This is a genomic window from Mesorhizobium sp. P2_E10 (assembly GCF_056404235.1).
Genome location: NZ_JBFUEK010000009.1, coordinates 1 through 25,204 on the forward strand (window position 1 = coordinate 1; position 25,204 = coordinate 25,204).

Below are 25,204 nucleotides of genomic sequence, written 5' to 3' on the forward strand. Positions count from 1 at the left end.
TGCTTGCGCTCTTGCGCGAACAACGAAAACTCCGTCGCGTTGGTCGCGCCACACAGGCTTGCCGCGATCATCATCACGATCAGGTCGCCAAGCCGGTGCGTGGCGTTGGCTGCGCGCGGATCTGGCACCGCGCCGAAATAGCTCTCAAGGCTGGAAATGGCAGTCGCTCCTTCGCTAAGACTGCCTTCCCAAAGAATCCCTTCTCAAACCAACTTCAAGCCCAAAATCCCCATATGCGATTCCCCTGCCGTGAACGGGGAGAAGGGAAGACAGGCTCTACATCCTGACCCGCTCCGCCTTCGGATCATACATCGGCTTCAGCGACGCCTCCGCCGCAAATCGCTCGCCGGCGATCTCGATCTCGTAAGACGAAGCCAGCACGTCCGCCTCGCTCTCGCCCTTGCATGAGACGTAGCCGAGCCCAATGGCGCCGCCGACATGATGGCCGTAATTGCCGGAGGTGATCGGGCCAACGATCTTGCCGTCGCGCAGGATGGCCTCGTTGTGGAAGAGCAGGGGTTGCGGGTCCTTCAGGCGGAACTGGACCAGCCGGCGTGACAGGCCAGCTTCCTTCTTCCGCAGCACCGCGTCACGGCCGATGAAGCCGCCCTTCGCCGTCTTCACGGCAAAGCCGAGGCCGGCCTCCAGAACATGGTCTTCGTCGGTGATGTCGTGGCCGAAATGGCGGAAGGCCTTTTCGATGCGGCAGCTGTCCAGCGTGTGCAGGCCGCAGAGTTTCAGGCCGACATCGGCGCCCGCCTCGTCGATTACTTCGAAGACATGGGCCGCCTGGTCGGTCGAGACATAGAGTTCCCAGCCGAGTTCGCCGACATAGGTGACGCGGTGGGCGCGGGCTAGGCCCATGCCGATTTCTATCTCCTGAAACGTGCCGAACGGATTGGTTTCGTTGGAGAAATCGTTCGGGCTCACCTTTTGAATCAGTTTCCTTGCGTCCGGACCCATCAGGCAGAGCACGCTTTCCGCCGCCGTCACGTCGGTGATGACGACGAACTCGTCGGCGAGATGTTTTCTCAACCAGGCGAGATCGCGCTGCAGCGTCGCGCCGGGGACGACGAGGAAGTAGGTGGTTTGAGACAGGCGCGAGACGGTGAGGTCGCTCTCGATGCCGCCGCGCCGGTTCAGCATCTGGGTGTAGACAATCTTGCCCGGCGCCACGTCCATGTCGTTGGCGCACAGTCTTTGCAGGAAGGCACAGGCGTCGCGGCCCTCGACGCGGATCTTGCCGAATGAGGTCATGTCGAACAGGCCGACGCCGTTCCTGACTGCCAGGTGTTCCTGGCGCTGGTTGTCGAACCAGTTTTGGCGCTTCCAGGAGTAGCGGTATTTGCGTTCCTGTCCTTCGCGGGCGAACCAATTGGCGCGCTCCCAGCCGGCGACTTCGCCGAACACGGCGCCGCGCACCTTCAGGTGCTCATGCAGGGGCGAACGCCTGACATTGCGCGACGTCGCCATCTGCCGATAGGGGAAATGGTCGGCGTAGAGCAGGCCGAGCGTTTCGGAGACGCGCTCCTTGAGATAGCGGCGGTTCTTCTGGAACGGCTGGGCGCGGCGGATGTCGACTTCCCAGAGGTCGAAGGGGGCTTCGCCGTCATTGATCCACTGCGCCAGCGCCATGCCGGCGCCGCCGGACGACACGATGCCGATCGAATTGTAGCCGGTCGCCATCCAGTAGCCGGACAGCTCCGGCGCTTCGCCGAGATAGTAGCGGTCGTCAGGCGTAAAACTCTCGGGGCCGTTGAAGAAGGTATGGATGCCGGCGCTGCCCAGCATCGGCATGCGGTTGACGCCCATTTCGAGGATCGGCTCGAAATGCTCGAAATCCTCGGGCAACTGATCGAAGCAGAAGTCCTCGCGAATGCCGTCCATGCCCCAGGGTTTGGCCACCGGCTCGAAGGCGCCGAGCATCATCTTGCCGGCGTCTTCCTTGTAGTAGGCGCATTCATCGGGGACGCGCAGCACCGGCAGGCGGGTGAGACCGGGGATCGGCTCGGTGACGAGGTAAAAGTGCTCGCAGGCATGCAGCGGGATGGTGACGCCGTTCTGGGCGCCCAGTTCACGCGCCCACATGCCGGCGCAATTGACGACGATGTCCGCCTCGATCATGCCTTGCTCGTCACCTTGCGCCCACGACACGCCGGTGACGCGACCGTCCCTGGTGTGGACCTTGGTCACTTTCACATTCTCGGCGATGGTGGCGCCACGCTGGCGGGCGCCCTTGGCCAGCGCCATGGCGATGTTGGCGGGGTCGCATTGGCCGTCGAGCGGCAGATGGACGGCACCGACCACATCGGACACATTGAGATGCGGGTACATCTCACTGACTTCGTTGGGCGAAATCTCGCGCACGTCGACATCGAAGGCGCGGGCGAGCGAGGCCTGCCTATAGATCTCGTGCTTGCGTTCTTCGGTGAGCGCCACGGTGATCGAACCCACCTGGCGCATGCCGGTGCCGACTTCGGTTTCGGCCTCCAGTTTGACGTAGAGGTCGGCCGAATATTTCGCCAGCCGCGTCATGTTCTGCGAGCCGCGCAGCTGGCCGATCAGGCCGGCGGCGTGCCAGGTCGTGCCTGAGGTCAGCTGCTTGCGTTCGAGCAGCACGATGTCGGTCCAGCCGAGCTTGGCGAGATGGTAGGCGACCGAGCAGCCGGAGACGCCGCCGCCGATGATGACGGCGCGCGCTTTGGTGGGGATGGGTTTGGCGGTCATGCGGCCTCACGGCGGTAGCTGGAAGCGAAGCGGCGCAAGCGAAGCGCTGCCTCCTGCAAGACAGGCTCAGGCTGGCAGAGGCTGATGCGGATGTGGCCGGCGGCGGCCTCGCCGAAGCTGGAGCCGGGCATGACGCCGACCTTTTCCGCGTCGAGGAAAGCCCAGGCGAATTTCTCGTCGTCGGGTTCGACATCAGATATGTCGAGCATGACATACATGCCGCCTTCGGAACCGCGCACGCTGACATTGTTCATGCCGCGCACGGCATCGAGCAGGATTGTGCGCCTTCCGGCATAGCGTTCGGCAATCTCCTTGACGCCATAGCCGTTTTCGAGCGCCTCGGCGCAAGCCAGGCTGATGAAGGCCGGCAGGCCGTAGGTGGTCACCAGATTGAGATTGGTCAGCAGTGTAATCATCGCTTCGGGACCGGTCAGCCAGCCCATGCGCCAGCCGGTCATGCCATGGCTCTTCGACATCGAATTGATGACCAGTGTGCGCTCCGCCATGCCAGGTAGCGAGCGCGGCGAGATGTGTTCGCCGCCGCCCAGTGTCCAATAAACCTCGTCCGAGAGCAGCCAGAGGTCATGCTCGCGGCAGATGTGCGCCAGTTCTTCCAAATGCTGGCGCGAATAGACGGCGCCTGTCGGGTTGTTCGGTGTGTTGATGAGGATGGCGCGCGTGTTGGGCCGAAGCGCTGCGCGGATATCGGCGGCTCGCGGTTGAAAACCGTCCTCGGCCGGTGTCTCGACGACGGTGAATTCCGCACCCGCCGCGCTAAAGGTGTTCGGGTAGGTGGCATAGTAGGGCGCGACCACGATGGCATGGTCACCCTGGTCGAGAACGGCCTGCACCGCCGCGTAGAGCGCTGCCTGGCCACCCGGCGTGGCGATGACCTGATCGGCATTGGTTGCGATGCCGGTGCATGCGGTCGACGCTACCGCCATGGCCTTGCGCAGACGCGGGATGCCGGGAAGCGGTGTGTAGTGGTGATTGCTGGCGCGAACCGCCGTCACGCAGGCCTCGATGGTTTGCGACGGCGTATCGAAATCATGGTCGCCGATCGACAGCATGATGATGTCCTCGCCGGCCGCCTTGCGTGCCCAGGCGGCGGTGTGGACCTCCCAACCATCCTTGCCCGAAGGCACGATGCCGGAAATGCGCGAAGAGGGTCTGGGCATCAGGATACTCCCGAAATTTCGTAGCCGGCCTGTTCGAGCTGGGCGCGCAGGGTGGCGATATGGGCGGGTCCGACTTCGCAGCAGCCGCCGACGATGCTGGCGCCGGCTCTGACCCAGCCGAGCGCCTGGTCGGCATAGGCATCCGGACCAAGGTCATGGCGGGCATGCAGCACATCGACGGTGCCGCCATGTTTGAGTGCTTCGGTGGAGGTGAAGCCGTTGGCATAGGCGCCAATCGGGCCGCCGAGATCGATCAGTTCAGGTAAAGCCTCGGCTATCGCTTCGGGCCGGCAGCAATTGACCAGTCTGGCTGCGACCGGCAGGCCGTCGAGCGTGCTCGACGCTGCCGCTATTGTCTCGCCACTACGCAGGCGCGGCGTGCCGTGATCGGCGAGCGTCCACGACACCCAGACTGGCTTGCCGCTTTCGGCGGCGGCAGTGACGGCCGCACGGCCTTCCTCGGCAGACGCCATGGTCTCGCACAGGAACAGATCGACGCCGTCGGCCTGTTCGGCAACGATGCGGCGATAGATGTCGAGCGTGTCCTGGAAGGAAATGGTCAGCGCCGGCGCATAGCTGCCGAACAGCGGCGACAGGCAGCCGGCGATCGCTGTATCGCCGGCCTCGTCGCGGGCTTGCCGGGCAAGCTCGATGCCGCGCTTCTGCAATGGCTTGAACAGGTCTTCTGCTCCTTCCCGCGCGAGCCGCTCCGGCGTCGCCGAATAGGTGTTGATGGTGATGACGCGGGCGCCGGCGCGGATGAATTCGGCATGCAGGTCGCGCACCAGATCCGGTTCGTCGATCAGCACCCTGGCCGACCATAGCGGCGTCGGTTCGGAGCTGCTGCGGCGCACCAGCTCCTGGCCCATGCCGCCATCGGTGAGGATGATTTTTTTCATGCTCTCAGTCTTTCGTTCTTCGGATCCCATAGCGGTTCGTCCTTCTGCACGATCGCCTGAAAACGTTCGCCGAAGATCTCGATCTCGATTGCGGTGCCCGGTTCAGCCAGATCGGCACGCAGCATGCCAAGCGCGATCGATTTGTCGATGCGATGGCCCCAGCCGCCGGACGTCGTCTCGCCGACGATCTTGCCGTCATGCCACAGCGTCGACACGGAGGGTGCATCGCAATCGCCGGGGTTTTCGACGATCAATGTGACGAAGCGCTTCTTTACGCCTTGCTGTTTCTCGTTCAGCAGCGCCGCCTTGCCTGGGAAGTCCGGCTTGTCCCATTTTACGAACCGCTCAAGCCCGCCCTGTAGGATCGAATAGTCGGTCGAAAGATCGCCCTTCCAGGTGCGGTAGCCCTTTTCGAGCCGCAGCGAATCCAGCGCGAACATGCCGAATGGTTTTAGCCCATGCTTCTGGCCCGCGGCCCAGACGGCGTCGAAGATGGCTGTTGTGTCGTCCACTTTGGTGTGGATTTCCCAGCCGAGCTCGCCGGCGAAGGAGACGCGCACCAGCTTGGCCCAGCGGCCGGCGATCGTCGTTTCCTGATGCGTCAGCCAGGACAAGGCGAGGTCGGCGGCGCAGACCTCTGCAAGGATTTTTCGGGAGTTGGGGCCGGCGAGGATCTGCGTGGAAAACTCTTCCGTGCGGTCGATCAGCTTGAACGAAGCATCCTTCGGCATGCGCGACTTCAGCCATTCGAAATCGTGCCATTGCGCCACCGCGGCGGTGATCAGCGTCATCAGGTTTTCGTCATGGCGAACGACAGACATTTCGGTGACGATGCGGCCCTTGTCGTCGGCAAAGTAGATAAGGCCGATGCGGCCCGGTTTCGGCACCAGACCGGTCACCTGCCGGCTCAGCCATTCGGCAGCGCCCGGGCCGTCGAGGTTGAAACGGGAGAAGCCCGGCAGGTCCAAAATGCCGGCTTCGTCGCGTACGGCCAGGCATTCTTCGCGCACCCGATGCTGCCACGGCCCGTCGCGGCGGAAGGTCAGTGTGGCTTCCTCGGAAACGTCATCACCCTCCTTGGCGTACCAGGTGGCGCGCTCCCAGCCATTGTAGGCGTCGAAGCGGCCGCCGAGCGCTTTGATGCGATCGTGGATCGGCGACAGTTTGCGGTCGCGGCCGGCCGGCCAGGCATGGCGCGGAAACTGGATGGCGTATTCGTTGCCGTAGATTTCCATGCCCTTGGCGACGCAATAGTCCGGAGCCGCGGCAAAAGAAGTGAAGCGACGCGGATCGCAGGACCACATGTCCCATTCGGTCTGGCCTTGTGTCACCCATTCGGCCAGCACCTTGCCGGCGCCGCCGCCCTGCGCGATGCCGAAGGTGAAGACGCAGGCCTCGAAGGCATTGGGAACGCCCGGCATCGGCCCGATCAGCGGGTTGCCGTCCGGCGTGTAGGGGATCGGGCCGTTGATGATTTTGGACAGGCCGGCGGTGCCGAGGATCGGCACACGGGCGACGGCGTCGGCGAGATAATGCTCGAGGCGGTCGAGATCGTCGGGGAACAGCTGGAACGAGAAATCATCGGGCATCGGGTCGTTTTGGCCAACCCAATGGGCGCGGCAGTTGCGCTCATAGGGGCCGAGATTCATGCCGTTCTTTTCCTGGCGCAGATAGTAGGAGGTGTCGACGTCGCGCAGCAGCGGCAGTTTCTTGCCTTGCTCCTTCGACCATGCCGCCAGTTCGGGGATTTCCTCGAACAGAATATACTGGTGGCTCATCACCATCATCGGCACGTCGCGGCCGAACATCTTGCCGACTTCGGCGGCGCGGTAGCCGGCGGCGTTGACGACGATCTCGCAGCGGATCTCGCCTTGCGCTGTTTCGACCACCCATTCATCGTTGTCGCGGCGCACGCCAGTGACCGGGCAGAAGCGGATGATTTTCGCGCCCAGGTCGCGCGCGCCCTTGGCCAGCGCCTGGGTCAATTGCGCCGGGTCGATGTCGCCGTCATTGGGATCGTAGAGCGCACCCCTCAATTCATGCGTTTCGAGAAAGGGGTAGCGGCGCTTGATCTCGTCGAGTCCGACGACATCGATGTCCATGCCCTGGTAGCGGCCCATGCCCTTGGCGCGCTGGAATTCCTGCATGCGCTCGGTCGTATGCGCCAGCCTGAGCGAGCCGGTGACGTGGTAGTTCATGGGATAGTCGACCGCGTCGGCGAGCCCGCGATAAAGCTCGGTCGAATAGCGCTGCATGTTCATCAGCGACCAGGACGAGGAGAAGGTCGGCACATTGCCGGCCGCGTGCCAGGTCGAGCCGGAGGTCAGCTCGTTCTTTTCCAGCAGCACGCAGTCGGTCCAGCCCGCCTTGGCGAGATGGTAGAGCGAGGAGGTGCCGACGGCACCGCCTCCGATGATCACCACGCGTGCCGTGGTCGGCAAACCGGCCATATCCAAAACCCCTCGTTCAATAGACAGGCGGCGAAACCACCCAGATGATCACTGCCGGCTCGGCGCCGGGATTGCGCCAGCGATACGGCTTGCGCTCGAAGCGAAAGGAGTCGCCTTCGACAAGCCGGTGCCAGGCGCCTGCTATCTCGATCTCGAAAATGCCCGATGCGACATAGCCGGCCTCCTCGGTCGGCCGTAGCTGCTGGGACTTCAGTTCCGCGCCTGGCGCGAAGATCGAGCGCACCATCTCGAAACTACCGCCGAGATCGGGCGACAGAAGCTCCTCCACCAGGCCGGATTCGCTTGTGCCAAGCGTGCGCCGGCTGCCGGCGCGCACGACAACGCCGCGCTCCTTCTCGACCGGCACGTCGTGGCTGAAGAACAGGCTGAGCGGCACGCCGAACAGGTCGGCGAAGGCCCTGAGATCGCCGAGCGAAGGGATCGACAGGCCGCGCTCGACCTGGCTGACCCAGCCCACGGAACGGCCAAGCTTGAGGCCGATCTCGGCCAGCGTCAGCCCGCGCGCCTTGCGCAGCGCGCGAATGTCGCTCGCCAGCAGGCGCTCGTCAGGTCCCTGCAATGTTCTGGCGGTAGCTGGGGGCAAAACGCTCACTTGATGAAAATCTGGAAGGGAATTTCATGAGAAAGCACACCCGTGAAAAAATCAAGAGCATTTTCATGAGGCCACAAGATTTGCTTGCGCGATTTTGGCGGTTCATGCAAAGGCTCGCCCCACGAACGGCGAGTGTGGGGTCGTCCGGTCGGCGGCCAATGTTTGGAATCTGCGCATGATCTTTTTCCGGAGGCCGGTTCGGTTTTCGGGGCGCATGCGCAAAGGGACGGCCCATGCTGGAGAATGACACACGGATTGCTGAGGATGCGGCGATCGTCGACGAGGCGATCATGTCGCGCCGTTCGGTACGCGCTTTTCTGCCCGACATGGTCGACGACGAGACGATCCGCGCCATTCTGGCCGTCGCCGCACGCGCGCCTTCAGGCACCAACATGCAGCCTTGGCGGGTCTATGTCACCAAGGGCGATATCAAGCAGCAGATATCAGATGCCATCCTCAATTCCGGCATCCGCGCCGAGAAGGCCGATTGGGACGAGTATCGCTATTACCCGACCCAGTTCTTCGAGCCCTATCTCACCCGCCGGCGCGCCAACGGTTTTGGGCTCTATGGCGCGCTCGGCATCGGCCGCCGCGAGGTCGACAAGATGCGCGCCCAGCACGACCGCAACTTCGTCTTCTTCGACGCGCCGGTCGGCATGATCTTCACCATCGACCGTAGGCTGAACCAGGGCTCGTGGATCGACTACGGCATGTTCCTGCAAAACATCATGGTGGCGGCGCGGGGCAGGGGTCTGCACACCTGTCCGCAGGCGGCCTTTGCGCCTTATCACCGGCAGATCAGGCCGGTGCTCAACATCCCCGACGAGGAGATCGTCGTCTGCGGCATGGCGCTCGGCCGTGAGGACACGTCCAAGCCCGAGAACGATTTTCGCACCGACCGCGTGCCGCTGGAAGAGTGGGTGACGTTCAGCGAATAACGCTACTGCGGGTCGGCTGGGCTATTCTACGCTCACTGGCGAGCCATGGCCGCTGATATGAGCGCCGTCCTGCGGCGTCAGCCGGAGATAGGCAAACAGCGCGCACAGCGTGATGACGCCTTCGATGACGAACAGGATGCGGAAATCGTTGACGCTGGCATGGCCGCCGCCTGTCAGAAGCGACAGCACGGCGGCCGCCAGGCCAACGCTGATCGCCACCGCCAGCTGCCACAGAATGTAGTAGAGCGCGCTGAAGCGGGCGAGCTGCTCGGGCGCGATGTCCGAATAGGACAGGTTGCCGGTCGAGGCCCACTGCGCCGAGCGGAAGACGCCGAAGATGAAGATATAGGCGAGCACGATCCAGACCGGCGTGGTGGCCTGCATCAGGGCAAAGCCGGCGACAAGGCAAGCGACAAGAGGCGTGTTGAACACCAGCACGCGACGGAAGCCGAAGCGGTTGAGAACCCGCGGCATGAAAAGGCGCGTCAGCAACGAGCCGACCGCGGCGACGAACGTCAGCGATCCCGCCTGCACGGCGCTCATGCCGAAGCCGAGCTGGAACATCAACGGCAGCAGGAAGACGACGGAGCTGAGGCCGATCGTGTCCAGCCCGCCACCCGTGAGGAAACTGACGCGGAAGGTGCGGATGCGCAAGAGTTTGAGATCGAGCAGCGGATTGCGGGCACGCAAGCAATAGAAGGAAGCGACGGCGAGGATGGCGATTGCCAGGCCGAGTTCGGCGGCGATCAGGCCGCCGGCGGCATCCTTTGCGGCAAGCGAGTCCATGCCGAAGACGAGCAGCGCCATGCCGCTGCCGACAAGGGCAAAGCCGGGGAAATCGAAGGGCGTGCGAACCGCTTTGATGGCCGAGGGGAACAGCGACGCGGCAAGCAATGCGGCAACGAGCGCGAACGGCACGTTGATGAAGAAGATCCAGCGCCACGAGATGTAGGTGGTCAGCGCGCCGCCGACAGCGGACCTACCAAGGGTCCGGACTGGCCGGCCAGCGAAATGCACATGTTGATCTTCAGCGTGCGGTGGCGCGGAAAACTTTGCAGGATCACGACCTGGCCGAGCGTGCCCATCAGCGCGCCGCCGAAACCCTGCAGCGCGCGCGCGCCGACCAGCATCCAGATGTCTTCGGACAGACCGCACAAGGCAGACGCCATGGCGAAGACCAGCAAGGCAAAGCAGTAGACGTTGCGCAGGCCGAAGCGATCCGCGGCCCAGCCGCCGACCGGCATCGAGATGATCAGGCTGGCGACATAGACGGTGATCAGCAGGCCGAGCTGGCTGGGCGGGCGGGCAAGGCTTTCGCCGATGCCGGGCAGGGCTGTAACCACGACATTCTGGTCGAGGCTGGTCATGAACACGCCGCAGGCAACGGTAAGCGGCAACAGCAACGACAGCTCGCCCGCCGTGCCGATGCGGGCAGGGGCCGTCGCCGAGGTCTCTGCGGTCATGGAGGGGATGCGTACTGGTTGCCTGATCGAGCCGAGCCTTAGGCCCGTGATTCCTGATCTATCGTGACTGTCGCCGGGCGGGCGCTCAAGCGGCAGATCGGCTCGCCTGTAGGGCCAAACGCCTATTGCACCTCGTAGCCGACTTCCTCGCTGGCATGGCAAAGAGCCTTCCAGAACGAGCGGGCGAAGGAGCGGAACACATAGATGTCGAACTGGTCGGCGCCGCTGCGCTGGATCTGGGCGAAGACGTCATTATGGGTGGTCGAGCGGCCGGCACCGATCGGGAAGGCCGGCAACGCGAAATCGATGGCGAAGAATTTCGCCAGCACCCATTCGGCCTTCGGTCCGGCGATGCGGATCGCCGTGCGCCCATGCGACAGATCAGTCAGCGTGCCGATGGCCGGGGTGACAACGTTGGCAAAAGCCGCCGCCAGGTTTTCCGCTTCATCGACCACGGTGAATTTTCCGGGCGCAAAACCGAACACAGATCTTACCCCATCGGTGCTACCGCCGCCGGCGCCGTCTGCCAGAGCGAGGCCGGTGACGGTGCGGATGGCCGCCATCATCTGCTTCTCTTCGCCCGGCCATGCGGCTAGCTGTAGGATCGAGCCTGGCCTGGTTTCGGAGAGAATGACTTCGACGCCGTGTTCGAAATTGCCATGCGAGCCGGCATGCAGTGCCGGCTCCAGCGTTGATTGGCGCTCAACCATGCATGCGGCTCCCGTCCGGATCGAAGAAGTGGTTGGAGACGATCTCGACCGGCCCGAAGCGCTTGCGCAAGGGATCGGAGACATAGGCGCGCGTGCCGTGCCGTGTCTTGCCGCCCTCGACCAGAGCCAGCGCGATGTGCTTGCCGAGTGCCGGCGAATAGCAGCAGGCGGTGATGTGGCCAAGGGAATCGTGCGGATTGGCTTCGTCCAGTTCCGCGACGATGTGCGCGCCGCCGTTGAGCGGCCGGTTGTCGAGCGCAATCAGCCCGACGAGCTGGAGGCGATCAGGGGCGATCAGGCCTTCGCGGTCCATCATCGCCGAGCCGATGAAGGGTTTTTTCTTGGACAGCATCCAGTCGAGATGCAGGTCGCGCGCGGTGGTGCGGCCGTCGATCTCGGCGCCGGTGACATGGCCTTTCTCGATGCGCATCGTGCCCAGCGCTTCGAGCCCGTAGGTGACCAGCCCAAACGGCTTGCCGGCTTCGATCAGCGCTTGCCAGACATGGGTGCCGTAGCCGGCGCCGGAATAGACCTCGAAGGCCATTTCGCCGGAGAAGGAGAGCCGGCAGATCATCACCGGCACGCCTGATATCTCGCCACGCACAATGCCCATGAAGGGCAGCGTGGCATTGTCGACGGCGGTACCGGTGACGCAAGCGGCGAGAATGGCCCTTGCCTTCGGGCCGCCGATCGCGGCCCCCGCCCATTCGTCGGTGACCGAGGTGACATGCACCTTCAGCTCCGGCCAGATGACGTCGAGGAAATATTCGAGATGCTGCATCACCTTGCCGGCATTGGCGGTGGTGGTGGTCATCAAAAAGTCCTGCTCGCCGAGCCGCCATGTCGTGCCGTCATCGAAGGCGAGGCCGTCCTCGCGCAGCATCAGCCCGTAGCGCGCCTTGCCGACGGCAAGTGTGGAAAACATGTTGGTGTAGACGCGGTCGAGGAATTCGGCGGCGTGAGGACCTTGCACGGCGATCTTGCCGAGCGTCGAGACGTCGACGATGCCGGCGCTCTCTCTGGTGGCCTTGGCTTCGCGGACATAGGCCTGCTCGATCGTCTCGCCTGAAAGCCCGTAGATCATCGGGCGGTACCAGAGGCCGGCCGAATACATGGTCGCGCCGTTGGCGATGTGCCAGTCATGCATCGGCGTCAGCCGCTCGGGCTTCAAATCGCCGAAGCGTTCGGCGGCCAGCGAGCCGATCGACACCGCCGAAAACGGCGGGCGAAAGCGGGTCGTGCCGACTTCGGGGATCGGCTTGCCCAACGCCTCGGCCATGATGGCGAGGCCGGGTATGTTGGAGCTCTTGCCCTGGTCGGTCGCCATGCCGAGCGTGGTGTAGCGCTTGAGATGCTCGACCGAAACAAAACCTTCGCGATGCGCAAGCCGTACGTCTTCGGCGGTCACGTCGTGCTGGAAATCGACGAAGCTCTTGCCCTTGGCCCTGATCTCGAACACCGGCGCCGGATCGGGATCGCCTGGGGCGGCTTGGACAATCGGCAGCGCCGATGGTGTTCCGGTACCGCCCGCTGCCGAAAGACCGGCGGCGCGGCCTTCGGCGATGGCCTCGGCGGTGGAAAAACTGCCGGTGAAGGCGCCAGCGCCGATCCATTTCTGCGTCGGCTTCGGCGGCAGGAAGGCTTGCCGGGCGGCGTTCCATTCCGCCTTGGCGCCGGCCTGGCTGGCCAGATGGATGGTCGGCGACCAGCCGCCCGACATCAGCAGGCAATCGGCGTGGATGCTGCGCGCATCGCCGCTCAGCGCACCGCTGATCATGTCGAAGCGCTGCACCTTGATGCCGGACAGCGCCTTGCCGCCTTCGGTGGCGACCACGGCGTGGCCGGAGAAAATCTCGGCTTCGGCTTCGTCGGCGAGCTTGAGCATCTCGCCCGAAAGCTCCGGGCGCACGTCGACGATGGCAACAATCGCGGCACCGGTCCGCTTCAGCGCAATCGCCGAGCGATAGGCGCTGTCATTGTTGGTGAACAGCGCGATCCGCTCGCCCGGCAGCACGCCATATTCATTGGCATAGCGCTCCGCGGCATGCGCCAGCATGACGCCCGGCCGGTCGTTGCCCGGGAACACCAGAGGCCGCTCGAAGGAGCCGGTGGCCAGCACCACCGATTTGGCGCGAATGGCCCAGTAGCGATGGCGCGGCTCGCCCTTTCCAGGGATCTCCTTATGATCGGTGACCCGCTCAAGTGCTGCCAGCGTGTTACCGTCATAATAGCCCCACACCGTGGTGCGCGGCAGCAGGCGGATGTTGTCATAGCCTTCGAGCTGGCCGACAGAACGCGCCGCCCAGTCGGCGGCCGGCATGCCGTCGATCGTCTCGGCCGACCAGTTGGCGGAGCCGCCGAAATTCGGCTCGAGCTCGGCGAGGATGACGCGGGCGCCCTGATCGGCAGCCGTCTTTGCAGCAGATAGTCCGGCGGGCCCGGAGCCGACCACCAGCACGTCGCAAAACGCGTTCATGCGCTCGTAGCGCTCGGTGCCGGCAACGATGCCGGCTTTGCCGAGGCCGGCGGCGCGGCGGATGAAATGCTCGCAGAACATCCAGAAGCGCGTGCCCTTCAGCGGACCGACCACGGGTCCCATGAAGGTCTTGTAGTAGAAGCCGGCCGACAGCAGCTTGCCGCCGAGCTGGTTGACGGCATTGACGTCCCAGGCAAGCGAGGGGAAGCGGTTCTGGCTGACGGCCACCAGTCCGTCATAGATCTCGACCATGGTCGCGGCGATGTTGGGCTCGCGAACCTCGCCGCGCAGCACCGTCACCAGCGCGTTCGGCTCCTCAACGCCTGATGTCAGCACGCCGCGCGGGCGGTGATATTTGAACGAGCGCCCGAACAGAGTGACGCCGTTGGCCAGTAGCGCCGAGGCCAGCGTGTCGCCGGCATGGCCGGTGTAGGGCGTGCCGTCGAAGGTGAAGCGGATGGTGCGCAGCCGGTCGATCCGGCCGCCGCTCTCGACGCGGCGCGGGCTCATGACTTGCCCTCCGTCTTGTGGCGGGCGGCGGCTTTGTGGTCGCCGCGCACGAAACCGGCGCTGGAGATCTCGTGCGTCAGCGTGTTGCGCACCACCCTGAGATGCGTCCGGCAACCGCCGGAGTGCTGCCAGATCTCATTATGGTCGCCAGCCGGGTTCAGCCGGTCGTAGACATAGGCGTTCCAGGCGTCGAGATTCTGCGAGGCCGGCTGAGGGCGCTGGCGGTTGCCGTCGCCCTGATAGGTGAACTCGATGACATCGCGCGGGCCGCAATAGGGGCAAGTGATGAGCATTGAATATTCCCTAATGCAGCCGCGGCGTTGCGCCCTGGCCCTTGTCGTCGATCACAAGGCCGCGGTGGAAGCGGTCGAGCGTGAAGGGCGCGTTGAAGTCGTGCGGCTCGTCCTTGGCGATGGTCCAGGCGAAACACCAGCCGGAGGCCGGCGTCGCCTTGAAGCCGCCATAGCACCAGCCGCAGTTGAGATACATGCCGGGCAGCGGGCCGGTGGTGATGATGGGCGAACCATCCATCGACATGTCGCAGACGCCGCCCCACGAGCGCAGCATGCGGACACTCGCCAGACCCGGGAACAGCGCCAACATCTCGCTCATCACCTCGTCGACGATCGGCAGATTGCCGCGCTGGGCGTAGCTGTTGTAGCCGTCGATATCGCCGCCATAGACAAGGCCGCCCTTGTCCGACTGCGACATGTAGAAATGGCCCATGCCGAAGGTCAGCACCGTGTCGATGAACGGTTTCAGCGATTCCGTCACGAAGGCCTGCAGCACATGGCTCTCGATCGGCATCTGGTCGATGCCGGCAAGCTGCATGACCCGTCCGGTGCTGCCGGCCACCGCCACCGCAACCTTCTTGGCGCGGATCTCGCCGCGCGAGGTGGAGACGCCGGTGATGCGGTCGCCGTCGCGCAGGAAGCCGGTCACTTCGCAATTTTCGATGATGTCGACGCCGCGGCGGTCGGCGCCGCGCGCATAGCCCCAGGCGACGGCGTCATGGCGGGCCGTGCCGGCGCGCGGCTGCATCAGGCCGCCAACGATCGGGAAGCGTGCATTGGACGACATGTCCAGCGCCGGCACCAGACGCGCGATCTGAGCGGTGGTCATCAGTTCGGCGTCGACGCCGAGATGGCGCATGGCGTTGCCGCGCCTTGCATAGTCGTCGAACTGGGCCGGCGTGTGCGCCAGGTTCAGGCAGCCGCGCTGCGAGAACATGACGTTGTAGTTGAGCTCATGCGAGAGGTTCTCCCACATCTTCATCGAGTGTTCGTAGAAGCGGGTGTTGGCGGGCAAAAGATAGTTGGAGCGAACGGCCGTGGTGTTGCGGCCGACATTGCCTGATCCGAGCCAGCCCTTCTCCAGCACCGCGACATTGGTGATGCCGTGCTCCTTGGCGAGGTAATAGGCCGTCGACAGGCCATGGCCGCCGCCGCCGATGATGATGACATCATAGGACGCCTTTGGCTCCGGCTTGCGCCAGGCCGGCTTCCAGTCCTGGTTCCCTTTGAGCGCGTTCGCGAGAAGCGAAAAGGCCGAATATTCCGCCATTCTTCATGCCATCCTTGGTGCGATGCGGCAGACTATAGAGCAGGGCGGCGGCGCAAAGCCAATATTGCGCCATGGCTTTTCGACTGACCGACTCCCAAAAGACGGCCAGACCGCGACGGCTTGCCCCATAGTGGCAGCGTCTTTATCAAGGGCGGGTCCTAGAACAGGCCTTTGCCGTCTGCGAGTCGCCAACCGATTATGCTTTTTCGATTGCTCCGCCTGATCCTGATCCTTGCGCTGGTTGTCTCGGCGCCACCTTCGTTCGACGCGATGGCGCAGGCGCTCGGCCAGGGTGCCGCCGGGCTGATCACCGACCAGCAGAAGGTGATCCAGGGCCTGACTGCCAAGACCGACGATCTCGAGAAGAAAATACAGCAAAGTGTCGAGGACGATGCAGCACTTGTGGATATCCGACTGCAACTGGAGGATTTGTCGCGCGCTGCACTGAACAGCGCGCTCGCCTTCCGTTCGCGTGTCGGCGATATCAATGCCCGGATCGAGATGCTGGGTCCGGCGCCGGCTGCCGGCCAGCCGCAAGAGCCCGATATCGTCACCGGCGAGCGTCAGGCTCTGGCCTCCGAAAAAGCCGAAATCAACGCGGTCGTCGCCAGCGCGCAGAATTTGTCGATCCGCATCAATGGCCTGATCGACAAGATCGGCAACATGCGCAGCGACCTTTTCCGCAATGTGCTCACCAAGCGCTACGTGCTGTCCGATGCGCTGAGCCCACAGGTCTTTTCCGACGCGCATGATGAGTACGCGAATTTTTACAGGGCAGTGTCATCCTGGCTGACCTTCGCCTTCAAATTCAAGTTCCAGGCGATGCTCGCGGCGACCTTCATGGCGCTTGCGCTCGCCGCGGTGCTGCTGGTCGGCGGCCGGCGTCTGTTCGGACGTGTGTTCGAAGCGGACGCTTCCGTGGAGGAACCATCCTATCTCAGCCGACTGTCGGTGGCGTTCTGGTCGACCCTGCTGCCGACACTGGCTGTCGGCGTCTTCCTCGCTTCGACGGTTTTCCTGTTCAACTATTACAATGTCCTGCGCGGCGATATCGGCGTCTTCCTCAATGCGCTGGCTGCCGTCATCGCGGTGGTGTTCTGCGTCAACCGGTTGACCAATGCGGCGCTCGAACCGCGGCTGCCGAACTGGCGCCTGATACAGGTGGAGACGGGTCCGGCACGCTGGCTGGTGCGGCTGGCCACCGCCATGGCGGTTGTCATCGGCGTCAACAATTTCCTCGCGGTGGTCAACGACAAGATGGGTTCGCCGCTGTCGCTGACCATTGCCAGAAGCTTTGTCGCCACCATCATCGTCGGCGTCATCCTCATCCTGATGGCGTTGCTGAAACCGTACAAGGCGGCCGACGGAACCTGGCGGCCGTGGCCGGCGTGGCTGCGCTTCACCTCCATTGCGCTCGGCCTTTTCACCATCGCGGCGGCGCTGTTCGGCTATATCGGGCTGGCGATTTTCGTTTCGCTGCAGGTTGTGGTCACCGGCACCATCCTGGTCACCGCCTATATCGGCTTCCTGTCGGCACGTGAGATCGGCGAGGAGGGTGGCTTCGCCGATACGTCGATCGGGCGCTGGCTGTCGACCACTGCGAGCTATGAAGAGACCGCGCTCGACCAGCTTGGCCTGGTCGTCAGCGTCGCCATCAACGTCATGATCGTGTTGGTGTTCCTGCCGCTGATCCTGTTGATGTGGGGGTTCCAGCCCGGCGACATCCAGGCCTGGGGTTACAAGCTGGCGACGGGCCTGACCATCGGCTCGGTGACCATCTCGGTCACCGGCATCCTCACCGGCATCATCGTCTTCGTCATCGGCTATTTCCTGACGCGCTGGTTCCAGGGCTGGCTCGACGGGTCGGTGATGGCACGCGGCCGTGTCGACACCGGTGTGCGCAACTCGATCCGGCTGGCGGTCGGCTATGCCGGCGTAGCACTGGCCGGGCTCGTCGGCATCTCGGCGGCCGGCATCGACCTGTCCAGCCTGGCGCTGGTTGCCGGCGCCCTTTCGCTGGGTATCGGTTTTGGCCTGCAGAACGTCGTCTCCAACTTCGTCTCGGGCCTGATCCTGCTGGCCGAACGGCCGTTCAAGGTTGGTGACTGGATCGTTGCCGGCGACATCACTGGCACGGTCAAGAAGATCAGCGTGCGCGCCACCGAAGTCGAGACGTTCCAGCGGCAATCGGTGATCCTGCCCAACTCGAACCTGATCAACAACGCTGTCGGCAACTGGACGCACCGCAACAAGCTCGGCCGCATCGATATCAAGGTCAATGTCGCCTATGGCAGCGACGTGAAGCGGGTGCATGCCATCCTGCTCGAGATCGCGCGTGGCCATGCGCTGGTGCTGAAGAACCCGGAACCCTTCGTGCTGTTTTCCAATTTCGGGCCGGCAGCACTCGAGTTCGAGATCCGCGTGTTCCTCGCCGATGTGCTGAACGGCAACATCGTGCAGAACGACATCCGCTTTGCCATTCTCGATGCTTTCAGCGGCGAGCATATCGAGATACCGTCGACGCCGCGCGCGGTCGTCGAGGTCAAGAAGACCGCGGCATGGCCGATCGACGACGAACAGGCCGAGGCCGAATTCGCCGAGCGAGAGCAGGCGGAGGCTGAGGCAGCGGCCGAGAAGAAACGCCTGGCCAAGACCGGGCGGAAGGTTCGCAAACCTGACCCTGATTAGGGCTGCAATCTAGGCCTAGAAGTTCAGGGGATCAAGCCGATCTGCCGGATAGGTTCGCGAGAGGTGGTAACGGTTCTGCTCGTCGGTGTATCCGAGGAGCTTTCCCTGCAGCCATTCCAACTGCGGGCACCAGGCATCGCGGTGTAGAAGCTCGAGAAGCAGCGAAAAGGCTTCCACTCTCCATTCTTCACCCTGGCGGGCGTAGAAATAGTAGTCAATGTCTAGTGAGATTCCGTCCGGTCCTTTCGCCTGGAAAGTCCGCAGATGCTCGGACAGCGTTCCATTTGCAACGTGCGTCGCAAAGTCCTGATTGGCCAGGACATCGGCCTTTTCAAAACCGCCCACGCGCTCATGGGCAAACATCGCAAAGGGCTTGTCCCCGGCAAGCATCATCTCCAGTTCACGGTTGGTGTGCAGGGCGTACGGGTAAGGCTCTTGGCGGTTCATCTGTTTCAATTCCCAGGGCTGCTGGTCAGAATTGGAACGACACCGGCGGTTCGGGTCAACGCTCCAATACCAATTGCGGCATGAATGCGGCATTCAGTTGCGGTTCAGCTTCCATCTCATATAAGCTCCCATGCAAAGGGCGAGAATGCCTTGCGAAATGCAACAAGAGGCGGTGGAAACACCGATACTGCAAAATGTGGAAGTCGCTCGTCGTCGCCATCGCTTTTACTGCAGCGAGTGGTTCGGCCTTCGCCGCCAGCGCGGTCAACAAGGACGCCGAAACGCGCACGCTGATCGTGACGGAAGGCGGAGGCAAGACGGAGCTGGCGCTGGCCGCCGGCGAAACCGTGGAATTCTGCCCGAATGGCTGTTTCGTCACCTTGCCCAATGGTGACCTCGAGGCCCTGACCGGCTCGGAGACAGTCGAGATCTCGGGCGGCGTCGCTCGCATCAAGTAAAGCTGGCGGTTTGATTTTCGAAGGCCGGGCATTGCCCGGCCTTTTATTGTTTCTGGTAACGCTTGCTTAACAATGACGCCGGAAATACAGCAGCGCCTGCTGCCTGCAACCGGACGTTTTAACGTTCGCTACGCCGTTCCCCGCTATACGGTGCGAAGACGCCGAAACACGGCACGACGGATTCAGGCAAGGCAGCACGAAATGGACGCGCGGTCGGACAGGAACGCAATTCCACTTGCGGTCGATCTCGACGGCACGCTGATCGCGACGGACCTTCTGTGGGAAGGCCTGTTCATCCTCATCAAGAAGAATCCGCTCTATATTTTCCTGGTGCCGTTCTGGCTGGCCAGCGGGCCGGCGCGGCTGAAGCAGGCCATCGCCGACCGCATCGACATCGATCCGGCTTCGCTGCCTTATCGCGAGGCGCTGCTCGATCGCATGCGCACCGAACATGGCGAAGGCCGCAAGATCGTGCTAGCCACCGGCACGCCGCGTAAATTCGCGGAGGCGATCGCCGCACATCTCAAGATATTCGATCACGTCCTGGCGACCGACGGCCCCCACAACATGACCTCGGGCCGCAAGCGCGCCGCACTTGTCGCAGCCTATGGCGATGGCGGCTTCGACTATGCCGGCAACAGCCGGCACGACCTCAAGGTCTTCGACGCCGCGCGCAGCGCAATCGTTGTGGCGCCCGACCGCCATGCGGCGCGCTGGCAGGCGGCACACGACGCTGAAATGGTGCCGGTGCCGAAGCCGACCTTGAGGACTTTCGTCAAGATGCTGCGCGTGCATCAATGGCTGAAGAACTCGCTGATCGCGGTGCCGATGGTGTTGTCGCACGAGTACTTCAACGCCAACATGATCTGGCAATGCCTGCTGGCGTTCGTGTCCTTCAGCGCCGTGGCTTCCGCCATCTACATCCTCAACGATTTCTTTGATCTCGCACTCGACCGCAAACATCCGACCAAGCGCAACCGCCCTTTCGCCAGCGGCGCATTGTCGATCCCGTTCGGCCTTGGCTCGATGGCAGCGTTGCTGGCCATCGGCATCGCTGCAGGGCTCTTGCTACCGATCGAATTCCTTGGCGTGCTCGGTGGCTACATGCTCGTCACCACGGCTTATTCACTGTCGCTCAAGCGTATGCTTTTGGGCGACGTGCTGACGCTGGCCGGACTCTACACGATCCGTGTGCTGGCCGGTGCGGCGGCCACCGGTGTCGAAGTCTCCTTCTGGCTGCTGGCCTTCTCGATCTTCTTCTTCCTGTCGCTGGCGCTGGTGAAGCGCTATGTCGAGTTGCGCACCACCGCCATCCCGGCCGGTGAGCGCATTGCCGGTCGCGGCTACCGCACCGAAGATCAGGAGATTGTCGCCCAGGCCGGCATGGCCTCGGCCTTTTCCTCGGCCCTGGTGCTGGCGCTCTATATGGACAGCATGGCCGTGCGCGAACTCTACCCGCATCCCTGGCTTGTGTGGCCGCTGGCGCCGATCGTGCTTTATCTCACCATGCGCGTCTGGATCCTCGCCCGCCGCGATGAGTTGCATGACGATCCGGTGGTCTTCATCATCCGCGACTGGCGCAGCCAGATTGTCGTGCTTATCGGCGCATTGCTGCTGGTTGCCGGGGGCTGGTAGGCATGGCCGAACGGTTCCAGAGTTTTGGTCTCGCCACCCCACCGGCGCCGCGCACCATCCCTGCGGATGACGCCATCGCGCTGATGAAGAGCGGCAAGGCAAAAAAGAACGCGTTGCTCGCCTATGGCAATGGCCGTTCCTATGGCGATTCCTGCCAGAATGAGGCCGGGACGATCGTCGACATGCGGCCGCTGAACCGCATTCTCGCCTTCAATGCCGAGACCGGTCTTCTCGAAGCGGAAGCCGGTGTGCTTTTGTCCGACATCATTGCCCATGCCGCACCCCTCGGTTTTTTCCCGGCGGTCGTGCCTGGCACGCAGTTCGTGACGCTTGGCGGCGCCATCGCCAACGATGTGCATGGCAAGAACCATCACCGGCGCGGCACCTTCGGCTGCCATGTCGAGTCCTTCACGCTGCTGCGCTCGGACGGGCGGACCTATCATTGCTCGGCCACGGACAATGCCCACCTGTTCAAGGCGACGATCGGCGGCATGGGGCTCACCGGCCTGATCCTGTCGGCGTCGATCCGGCTGATGCGGGTGCACTCGCTCGACATCGTCGAGAAGGCGACGCCGTTTCGCGATCTCGGCGAATTCTTCGCGCTGGCCGAAGCCGCCGACCAGGCCAATGAATATGCGGTTGCCTGGATCGACCAGCTTGCCGGGGGCCACGGCCGTGGGCGCGGCCTGCTGTTCACCGGCAACCATGCCGAGCATGGTTCGCATACGGCCGCACGTACCGGCGGACGTCTCTCGGTGCCGTTCCAGCCGCCGTTCAATGTGCTCAACCGGCCGTTCCTGACCGCGTTCAACGCTGCCTACCGGTGGAAGAAGGGACGCTCGTCTGTGCCGCGTCGTGTCGGCTATCAGGGCTTTTTCTTTCCGCTCGACGGCGTTGGTGACTGGAACCGGCTCTATGGGCCGAAAGGCCTGTTCCAGCACCAGAGCGTGGTGCCGGAACAGGCTGCATACCAGGCCGTGCCGGCGCTGCTCGAGGCGGCGAGACGGGCCGGGCAGGGCTCGTTCCTCACGGTGCTGAAGCGCTTCGGCTCGGTTCCTTCGCCGGCGCTGCTGTCGTTCCCGCGGCCGGGATACACGCTGACGCTGGATTTCCCCAATCGCGGCGAGACGACGCTACAGCTGCTGAACGAACTTGACCGCATCACGGTCGAGGCCGGTGGCGCGGTCAATCCCTACAAGGATGCGCGCATGGGCGCCGCCACCTTCGCCGCGTCCTTTCCGGATTGGCAGCAACTGGAGGCGCTGCGCGACCCCGCTCTGCTGTCGGATTTCTGGGCGCGGACGGCGCAAAAATTGGACGTGCGGCGCGGAACCGTCGAGGCGGCGGAATAGGTAAAATTTGAGTAATTCGTGGTGAATGAATCGTCAATGCCAGGGTTTACTCAAAACGTTGTTGTGACTTCACGAAATCTTTGCAGGTCTGTAGTAGGACCGCTGCAGGGCGGGTGCAAAACATGAAATACATCGTCTTCATTCTGTTCACAGTCATGACCAATGCTGCCGCGCAGCTGATGCTGAAGCAAGGCATGATGTCGCTCGGGCCGATTTCGTTCGAGGGCGTCAATCCTCTGGTCAAGCTGTTGCAGATCGTCTTCAGCCCGTGGGTCTTTCTTGGTCTCTGCACCTTCGTCATCTCGATGGCCTCGCACCTTTATGTGCTGTCCAAGGTCGAGCTCTCCTTTGCCTACCCGTTCCTCAGCCTCGCCTATGTCGCCGTAGCGATCTTCGCCTATTTCCTTTTCCGCGAGGACCTCAATGCCTGGCGCATCTCCGGTATTGCCTTCATCTGCGTCGGCACCGTGCTGATCGCCCAGAGTGGGCGCGGTCATGAAGAGGAAACGGCTTCCCTTTCGCCCGACAAGATCCACACCAGCGAGACCGTTCGATGAGACATGTGATTTTCGGCGGCGACGGTTTCGTCGGCCGCCACCTTGCCCCGAAACTTGTGGCCGATGGCGAAGAGGTCGTCGTCGCCGATATCGTCAAGAGCGACCTGCCGCACTACCGCTCGGTCCGCTTTGTCACCTGCGACGTCACCGATCCAGCTTCGGTCGCGTCGGTAGGGCTGAAGGCCGACGACATGGTCTACAATTTGTCGGCGAAAATGCTGTCGCCGATCCAGGTGCGGACAAAACGCCACGACTTCTTCTTTCCGGTGAATTTCCACGGCACCGAGCACATCATGCAGGCGATGGACAAGGCCGGCGCGCCGAAGCTGGTCCACTACACGACCGACATGATCTACGGCCATACGGTGACGCAGCCGATGACCGAGGAGCATCCGGTGGCGCCGCTTGGCGAGTATGGCTGGTCGAAGCAGAAGACAGAGGAACTGGCGGCAGAATGGCGCAAGCGCGGCATGTCGATCTCGCTGTTTCGGCCGCGCCTGATCATCGGTCCCGGCCGCCTCGGCATCCTGGAAAAGCTGTTCAAGCTGATCGACTGGAATTTTCCGGTGCCGATGATCGGCTCCGGCAGGAATCCCTATCAGTTCATCTCTGTTTTCGATTGTGCGGAAGCTGCCCGCGCGGCCTGGAAGGCTGGCGTGCCGAACGAAGCCTACAATCTCGGCTCGCTCAATCCGCCGCCGGTGAAGAAATTGCTTGGCGACCTGATCAAGCATGCCGGGTCGAAATCGCTGCTGATCCCAACGCCGGGCTGGGCGGTCAAGCGCACACTTGACCTGCTCGACCTCATGAACATGCCGATCATGGATCCGGAGCAGTATCTGATCGCCGACGAGGAGTGCGTGCTCGACGTGTCCAAGGCCGAGCGTCAGCTCGGCTGGGTGCCGCAATACCGCGACGAGGACATGCTGATCGCCGCCTACAGCGAGTACCGCGCCAAGAAGGCCGGTCACGCCGTCGCCACCAAACATGTGCCTGCCGAATAGCCGGCTCGCCGAACAGATTTCGTTGCGCACGATCCTTGTCATGCGCGCAGACAGGAGATTGAGATGACCGTCATGGCCAAGCCCGAGCAGACGAACACGCGTACCATGGTCAGCCCGCCGGCGCTGTCGCCCGCCAGCATCGCCAAACCCGACCTGATCAGCGTCGAGCAGGCGAAGGCGATGGACGTGGCGCGGATGACCGACCTGTTCAAGGCGCATCTCAATCCGGGCCAGCTGCATTTCATGAAGCTGCTCGGCTTCCACAAGATCAAGATCGAACGTGCCGAAGGCATGTTCTACATCGACCAGAATGGCCGCAAGATTCTCGATTTCTTTGGCGGCTTCGGTTCGCTGGCTTTTGGCCACAACCATCCGCGCATTCTCGAGGCGCGCCGCAAGTTCCAGGAGGAAAAGCGCCAGGAGATCGCCATCGCCTTCATGTCGCAATATGCGGCGGCACTTGCGCACAACATCGCCAAATGCTCGCCCGGCGATCTCGACATGGTGTTTTTGGGCTCGTCCGGTTCGGAAGCGATGGAAGCGGCGGTGAAGCTCGCCGAGCGCGCCGCCGGCCCGAAGCGGCCGAAAATCGTCTATGCCGAGAATTCCTTCCACGGCAAGACCAAGGGCGTGCTGGGCATCACCGACGGCCAGCTCTACCGCGCCGACTTCAAGATGGCTGAGAACACGGTCCGCATCCCATTCGCCGACATCGAAGCGGTCGAGCGTCTGTTCCGCTCCGATCCCGAGGTTGGCGTCATCGTGCTCGAAACCATCCAGGGCGGCGGCGGCATCATCCAGGCGCCCGCCGAATACTGGCAGAAGCTGCGTGCGCTGTGCGACAAGTATGGCGTGTTGTGGGTGGCCGATGAAGTGCAGTGCGGCTATGGCCGCTCCGGCCGCTTCTATGCTTTCGAACATTACGGCGTCGTGCCCGACGTGACGGCGCTGGCCAAGTCGCTCGGTGCCGGCAAGGCGGCGGTCGGTGCCATGATCGCCCGGCGCGAGGTCTATATGAAGGCCTATGGCACGCCGAAGACGGCGATGATCCATGCCATGGCGACCTTCGGCGGCATGGGCGAGGCCTGCATCACCGCAATCGAAGGCCTCAACGTGCTCTATGACGAGGGGCTGATCGACAACGCCGCGGCGACTGGCGACTATCTGCTGCAGCGCCTGCAGGCGCTGAAGGAAAAATACCCGAAGATCATCAAGGACGTGCGCGGCAAGGGCTTTATGGTCGGGCTCGAGTTCCACGACTTCTCGCAGACCTTGCCGATGGTGCTGCGGCCGATCGTCAGTGTGCTCGACGACAAGCTGAAGGGTTCGCTGTCCGGCTTCGTCGGCGCGCTGCTGTTGCGCGACTACGACGTGCTGGTCGCCTTCACCGAATACAACCGCAACGTCATCCGTCTCGAGCCGCCGCTGATCTGCCAGCGCGAGCATGTCGATCGCTTCGTCGACGCTTTTGACAGCCTGCTGTCGCGCGGCATCGTGTCGATCGTGAAGGACTTCGTCAAAAGCCAGGTTCGCTGA

General features: G+C 63.3%; 18 protein-coding genes and 2 pseudogenes. 8 read left to right on the forward strand and 12 right to left on the reverse strand.

What is annotated here, in order from left to right:
• The 6 genes and pseudogenes from AC1D0N_RS22325 to AC1D0N_RS22350 all read right to left on the reverse strand — a co-directional run.
• Positions 1-128 (reverse strand): annotated as a pseudogene (locus tag AC1D0N_RS22325) (ISAs1 family transposase); the annotation flags it as partial.
• Between the two features lie 148 nt (positions 129-276).
• Positions 277-2,727, reverse strand: a complete 2,451-nt coding sequence (locus AC1D0N_RS22330) for a GcvT family protein (RefSeq protein ID WP_477247718.1) — start codon at positions 2,725-2,727, stop codon at positions 277-279.
• On the reverse strand, positions 2,724-3,905 hold the full coding sequence (locus tag AC1D0N_RS22335; protein WP_477247720.1) for a pyridoxal phosphate-dependent aminotransferase: 1,182 nt from the start codon (positions 3,903-3,905) through the stop codon (positions 2,724-2,726). The genes AC1D0N_RS22330 and AC1D0N_RS22335 overlap by 4 nt, the downstream gene beginning before the upstream one ends.
• Positions 3,905-4,804: a homocysteine S-methyltransferase family protein gene (locus tag AC1D0N_RS22340; protein ID WP_477247722.1), complete on the reverse strand. Its 900-nt coding sequence runs from the start codon at positions 4,802-4,804 to the stop codon at positions 3,905-3,907. Before AC1D0N_RS22340 ends, AC1D0N_RS22335 begins: the two co-directional genes overlap by 1 nt.
• The gene (locus tag AC1D0N_RS22345) at positions 4,801-7,254 is read right to left on the reverse strand and encodes a GcvT family protein (RefSeq protein WP_477247724.1); all 2,454 of its coding nucleotides are present in this window, start codon (positions 7,252-7,254) and stop codon (positions 4,801-4,803) included. Before AC1D0N_RS22345 ends, AC1D0N_RS22340 begins: the two co-directional genes overlap by 4 nt.
• 16 nt (positions 7,255-7,270) lie before the next feature.
• A complete protein-coding gene (locus tag AC1D0N_RS22350) occupies positions 7,271-7,813 on the reverse strand; it encodes a helix-turn-helix domain-containing protein (RefSeq protein ID WP_477248047.1) in 543 nt (180 codons plus the stop codon).
• Between the two features lie 287 nt (positions 7,814-8,100).
• On the opposite strand from AC1D0N_RS22350, the gene AC1D0N_RS22355 reads away from it, so the two are divergent.
• Positions 8,101-8,805, forward strand: coding sequence for a nitroreductase (locus tag AC1D0N_RS22355; RefSeq protein ID WP_477247726.1), 705 nt, complete (start codon positions 8,101-8,103; stop codon positions 8,803-8,805).
• 21 nt (positions 8,806-8,826) lie between these two features.
• On the opposite strand, the pseudogene AC1D0N_RS22360 reads toward AC1D0N_RS22355, so the two are convergent.
• The 5 genes and pseudogenes from AC1D0N_RS22360 to AC1D0N_RS22380 form a co-directional block, all read right to left on the reverse strand.
• Positions 8,827-10,268 (reverse strand): annotated as a pseudogene (locus tag AC1D0N_RS22360) (MFS transporter).
• Between the two features lie 122 nt (positions 10,269-10,390).
• Positions 10,391-10,978, reverse strand: coding sequence for a sarcosine oxidase subunit gamma (locus AC1D0N_RS22365; RefSeq protein WP_477247728.1), 588 nt, complete (start codon positions 10,976-10,978; stop codon positions 10,391-10,393).
• On the reverse strand, positions 10,971-13,964 hold the full coding sequence (locus AC1D0N_RS22370) for a sarcosine oxidase subunit alpha (protein WP_477247730.1): 2,994 nt from the start codon (positions 13,962-13,964) through the stop codon (positions 10,971-10,973). Before AC1D0N_RS22370 ends, AC1D0N_RS22365 begins: the two co-directional genes overlap by 8 nt.
• Positions 13,961-14,257 carry a sarcosine oxidase subunit delta gene (locus AC1D0N_RS22375; protein WP_477247732.1) on the reverse strand — a complete coding sequence of 99 codons (297 nt, stop codon included), beginning with the start codon at positions 14,255-14,257 and terminating at the stop codon, positions 13,961-13,963. The genes AC1D0N_RS22370 and AC1D0N_RS22375 overlap by 4 nt, the downstream gene beginning before the upstream one ends.
• A gap of 10 nt (positions 14,258-14,267) precedes the next feature.
• Positions 14,268-15,527 (reverse strand): sarcosine oxidase subunit beta, encoded by a 1,260-nt coding sequence (locus AC1D0N_RS22380; protein ID WP_477247734.1) that lies wholly within the window; start codon positions 15,525-15,527, stop codon positions 14,268-14,270.
• A 198-nt stretch (positions 15,528-15,725) separates the two neighbouring features.
• Here AC1D0N_RS22380 and AC1D0N_RS22385 point away from each other — a divergent pair, with 198 nt between their 5' ends.
• Positions 15,726-18,215 (forward strand): mechanosensitive ion channel family protein, encoded by a 2,490-nt coding sequence (locus AC1D0N_RS22385; protein WP_477247735.1) that lies wholly within the window; start codon positions 15,726-15,728, stop codon positions 18,213-18,215.
• 15 nt (positions 18,216-18,230) lie between these two features.
• Here AC1D0N_RS22385 and AC1D0N_RS22390 read toward each other — a convergent pair whose 3' ends face one another.
• Positions 18,231-18,662 carry a hypothetical protein gene (locus AC1D0N_RS22390; protein WP_477247737.1) on the reverse strand — a complete coding sequence of 144 codons (432 nt, stop codon included), beginning with the start codon at positions 18,660-18,662 and terminating at the stop codon, positions 18,231-18,233.
• Positions 18,663-18,856: 194 nt separating this feature from the next.
• Between AC1D0N_RS22390 and AC1D0N_RS22395 the strand changes: the two genes are divergently transcribed.
• The 6 genes from AC1D0N_RS22395 (at position 18,857) to AC1D0N_RS22420 (ending at position 25,204) form a co-directional block, all read left to right on the forward strand.
• The gene (locus AC1D0N_RS22395; protein ID WP_477231363.1) at positions 18,857-19,120 is read left to right on the forward strand and encodes a hypothetical protein; all 264 of its coding nucleotides are present in this window, start codon (positions 18,857-18,859) and stop codon (positions 19,118-19,120) included.
• A gap of 201 nt (positions 19,121-19,321) precedes the next feature.
• On the forward strand, positions 19,322-20,755 hold the full coding sequence (locus AC1D0N_RS22400) for a UbiA family prenyltransferase (protein WP_477247739.1): 1,434 nt from the start codon (positions 19,322-19,324) through the stop codon (positions 20,753-20,755).
• Positions 20,756-20,757: 2 nt separating this feature from the next.
• Positions 20,758-22,107: an FAD-binding oxidoreductase gene (locus AC1D0N_RS22405; protein ID WP_477247741.1), complete on the forward strand. Its 1,350-nt coding sequence runs from the start codon at positions 20,758-20,760 to the stop codon at positions 22,105-22,107.
• 122 nt (positions 22,108-22,229) lie between these two features.
• Positions 22,230-22,664 (forward strand): EamA family transporter, encoded by a 435-nt coding sequence (locus AC1D0N_RS22410; RefSeq protein WP_477247743.1) that lies wholly within the window; start codon positions 22,230-22,232, stop codon positions 22,662-22,664.
• Entirely contained in the window at positions 22,661-23,668 is a 1,008-nt protein-coding gene (locus tag AC1D0N_RS22415; protein ID WP_477247745.1) for an NAD-dependent epimerase/dehydratase family protein, read from the forward strand. The genes AC1D0N_RS22410 and AC1D0N_RS22415 overlap by 4 nt, the downstream gene beginning before the upstream one ends.
• Positions 23,669-23,773: 105 nt before the next feature.
• Complete coding sequence (locus tag AC1D0N_RS22420) at positions 23,774-25,204, forward strand: aspartate aminotransferase family protein (RefSeq protein WP_477248049.1); 1,431 nt, start codon at positions 23,774-23,776, stop codon at positions 25,202-25,204.

Bases quoted from the DNA above. Each gene is read 5' to 3' on its own strand.
- AC1D0N_RS22330 (WP_477247718.1), bottom strand. From the start codon at position 2,727: ATGACCGCCAAACCCATCCCCACCAAAGCGCGCGCCGTCATCATCGGC.
- AC1D0N_RS22335 (WP_477247720.1), bottom strand. From the start codon at position 3,905: ATGCCCAGACCCTCTTCGCGCATTTCCGGCATCGTGCCTTCGGGCAAG.
- AC1D0N_RS22340 (WP_477247722.1), bottom strand. From the start codon at position 4,804: ATGAAAAAAATCATCCTCACCGATGGCGGCATGGGCCAGGAGCTGGTG.
- AC1D0N_RS22345 (WP_477247724.1), bottom strand. From the start codon at position 7,254: ATGGCCGGTTTGCCGACCACGGCACGCGTGGTGATCATCGGAGGCGGT.
- AC1D0N_RS22355 (WP_477247726.1), top strand. From the start codon at position 8,101: ATGCTGGAGAATGACACACGGATTGCTGAGGATGCGGCGATCGTCGAC.
- AC1D0N_RS22365 (WP_477247728.1), bottom strand. From the start codon at position 10,978: ATGGTTGAGCGCCAATCAACGCTGGAGCCGGCACTGCATGCCGGCTCG.
- AC1D0N_RS22370 (WP_477247730.1), bottom strand. From the start codon at position 13,964: ATGAGCCCGCGCCGCGTCGAGAGCGGCGGCCGGATCGACCGGCTGCGC.
- AC1D0N_RS22375 (WP_477247732.1), bottom strand. From the start codon at position 14,257: ATGCTCATCACTTGCCCCTATTGCGGCCCGCGCGATGTCATCGAGTTC.
- AC1D0N_RS22380 (WP_477247734.1), bottom strand. From the start codon at position 15,527: ATGGCGGAATATTCGGCCTTTTCGCTTCTCGCGAACGCGCTCAAAGGG.
- AC1D0N_RS22385 (WP_477247735.1), top strand. From the start codon at position 15,726: ATGCTTTTTCGATTGCTCCGCCTGATCCTGATCCTTGCGCTGGTTGTC.
- AC1D0N_RS22390 (WP_477247737.1), bottom strand. From the start codon at position 18,662: ATGAACCGCCAAGAGCCTTACCCGTACGCCCTGCACACCAACCGTGAA.
- AC1D0N_RS22395 (WP_477231363.1), top strand. From the start codon at position 18,857: ATGTGGAAGTCGCTCGTCGTCGCCATCGCTTTTACTGCAGCGAGTGGT.
- AC1D0N_RS22400 (WP_477247739.1), top strand. From the start codon at position 19,322: ATGGACGCGCGGTCGGACAGGAACGCAATTCCACTTGCGGTCGATCTC.
- AC1D0N_RS22405 (WP_477247741.1), top strand. From the start codon at position 20,758: ATGGCCGAACGGTTCCAGAGTTTTGGTCTCGCCACCCCACCGGCGCCG.
- AC1D0N_RS22410 (WP_477247743.1), top strand. From the start codon at position 22,230: ATGAAATACATCGTCTTCATTCTGTTCACAGTCATGACCAATGCTGCC.
- AC1D0N_RS22415 (WP_477247745.1), top strand. From the start codon at position 22,661: ATGAGACATGTGATTTTCGGCGGCGACGGTTTCGTCGGCCGCCACCTT.
- AC1D0N_RS22420 (WP_477248049.1), top strand. From the start codon at position 23,774: ATGGTCAGCCCGCCGGCGCTGTCGCCCGCCAGCATCGCCAAACCCGAC.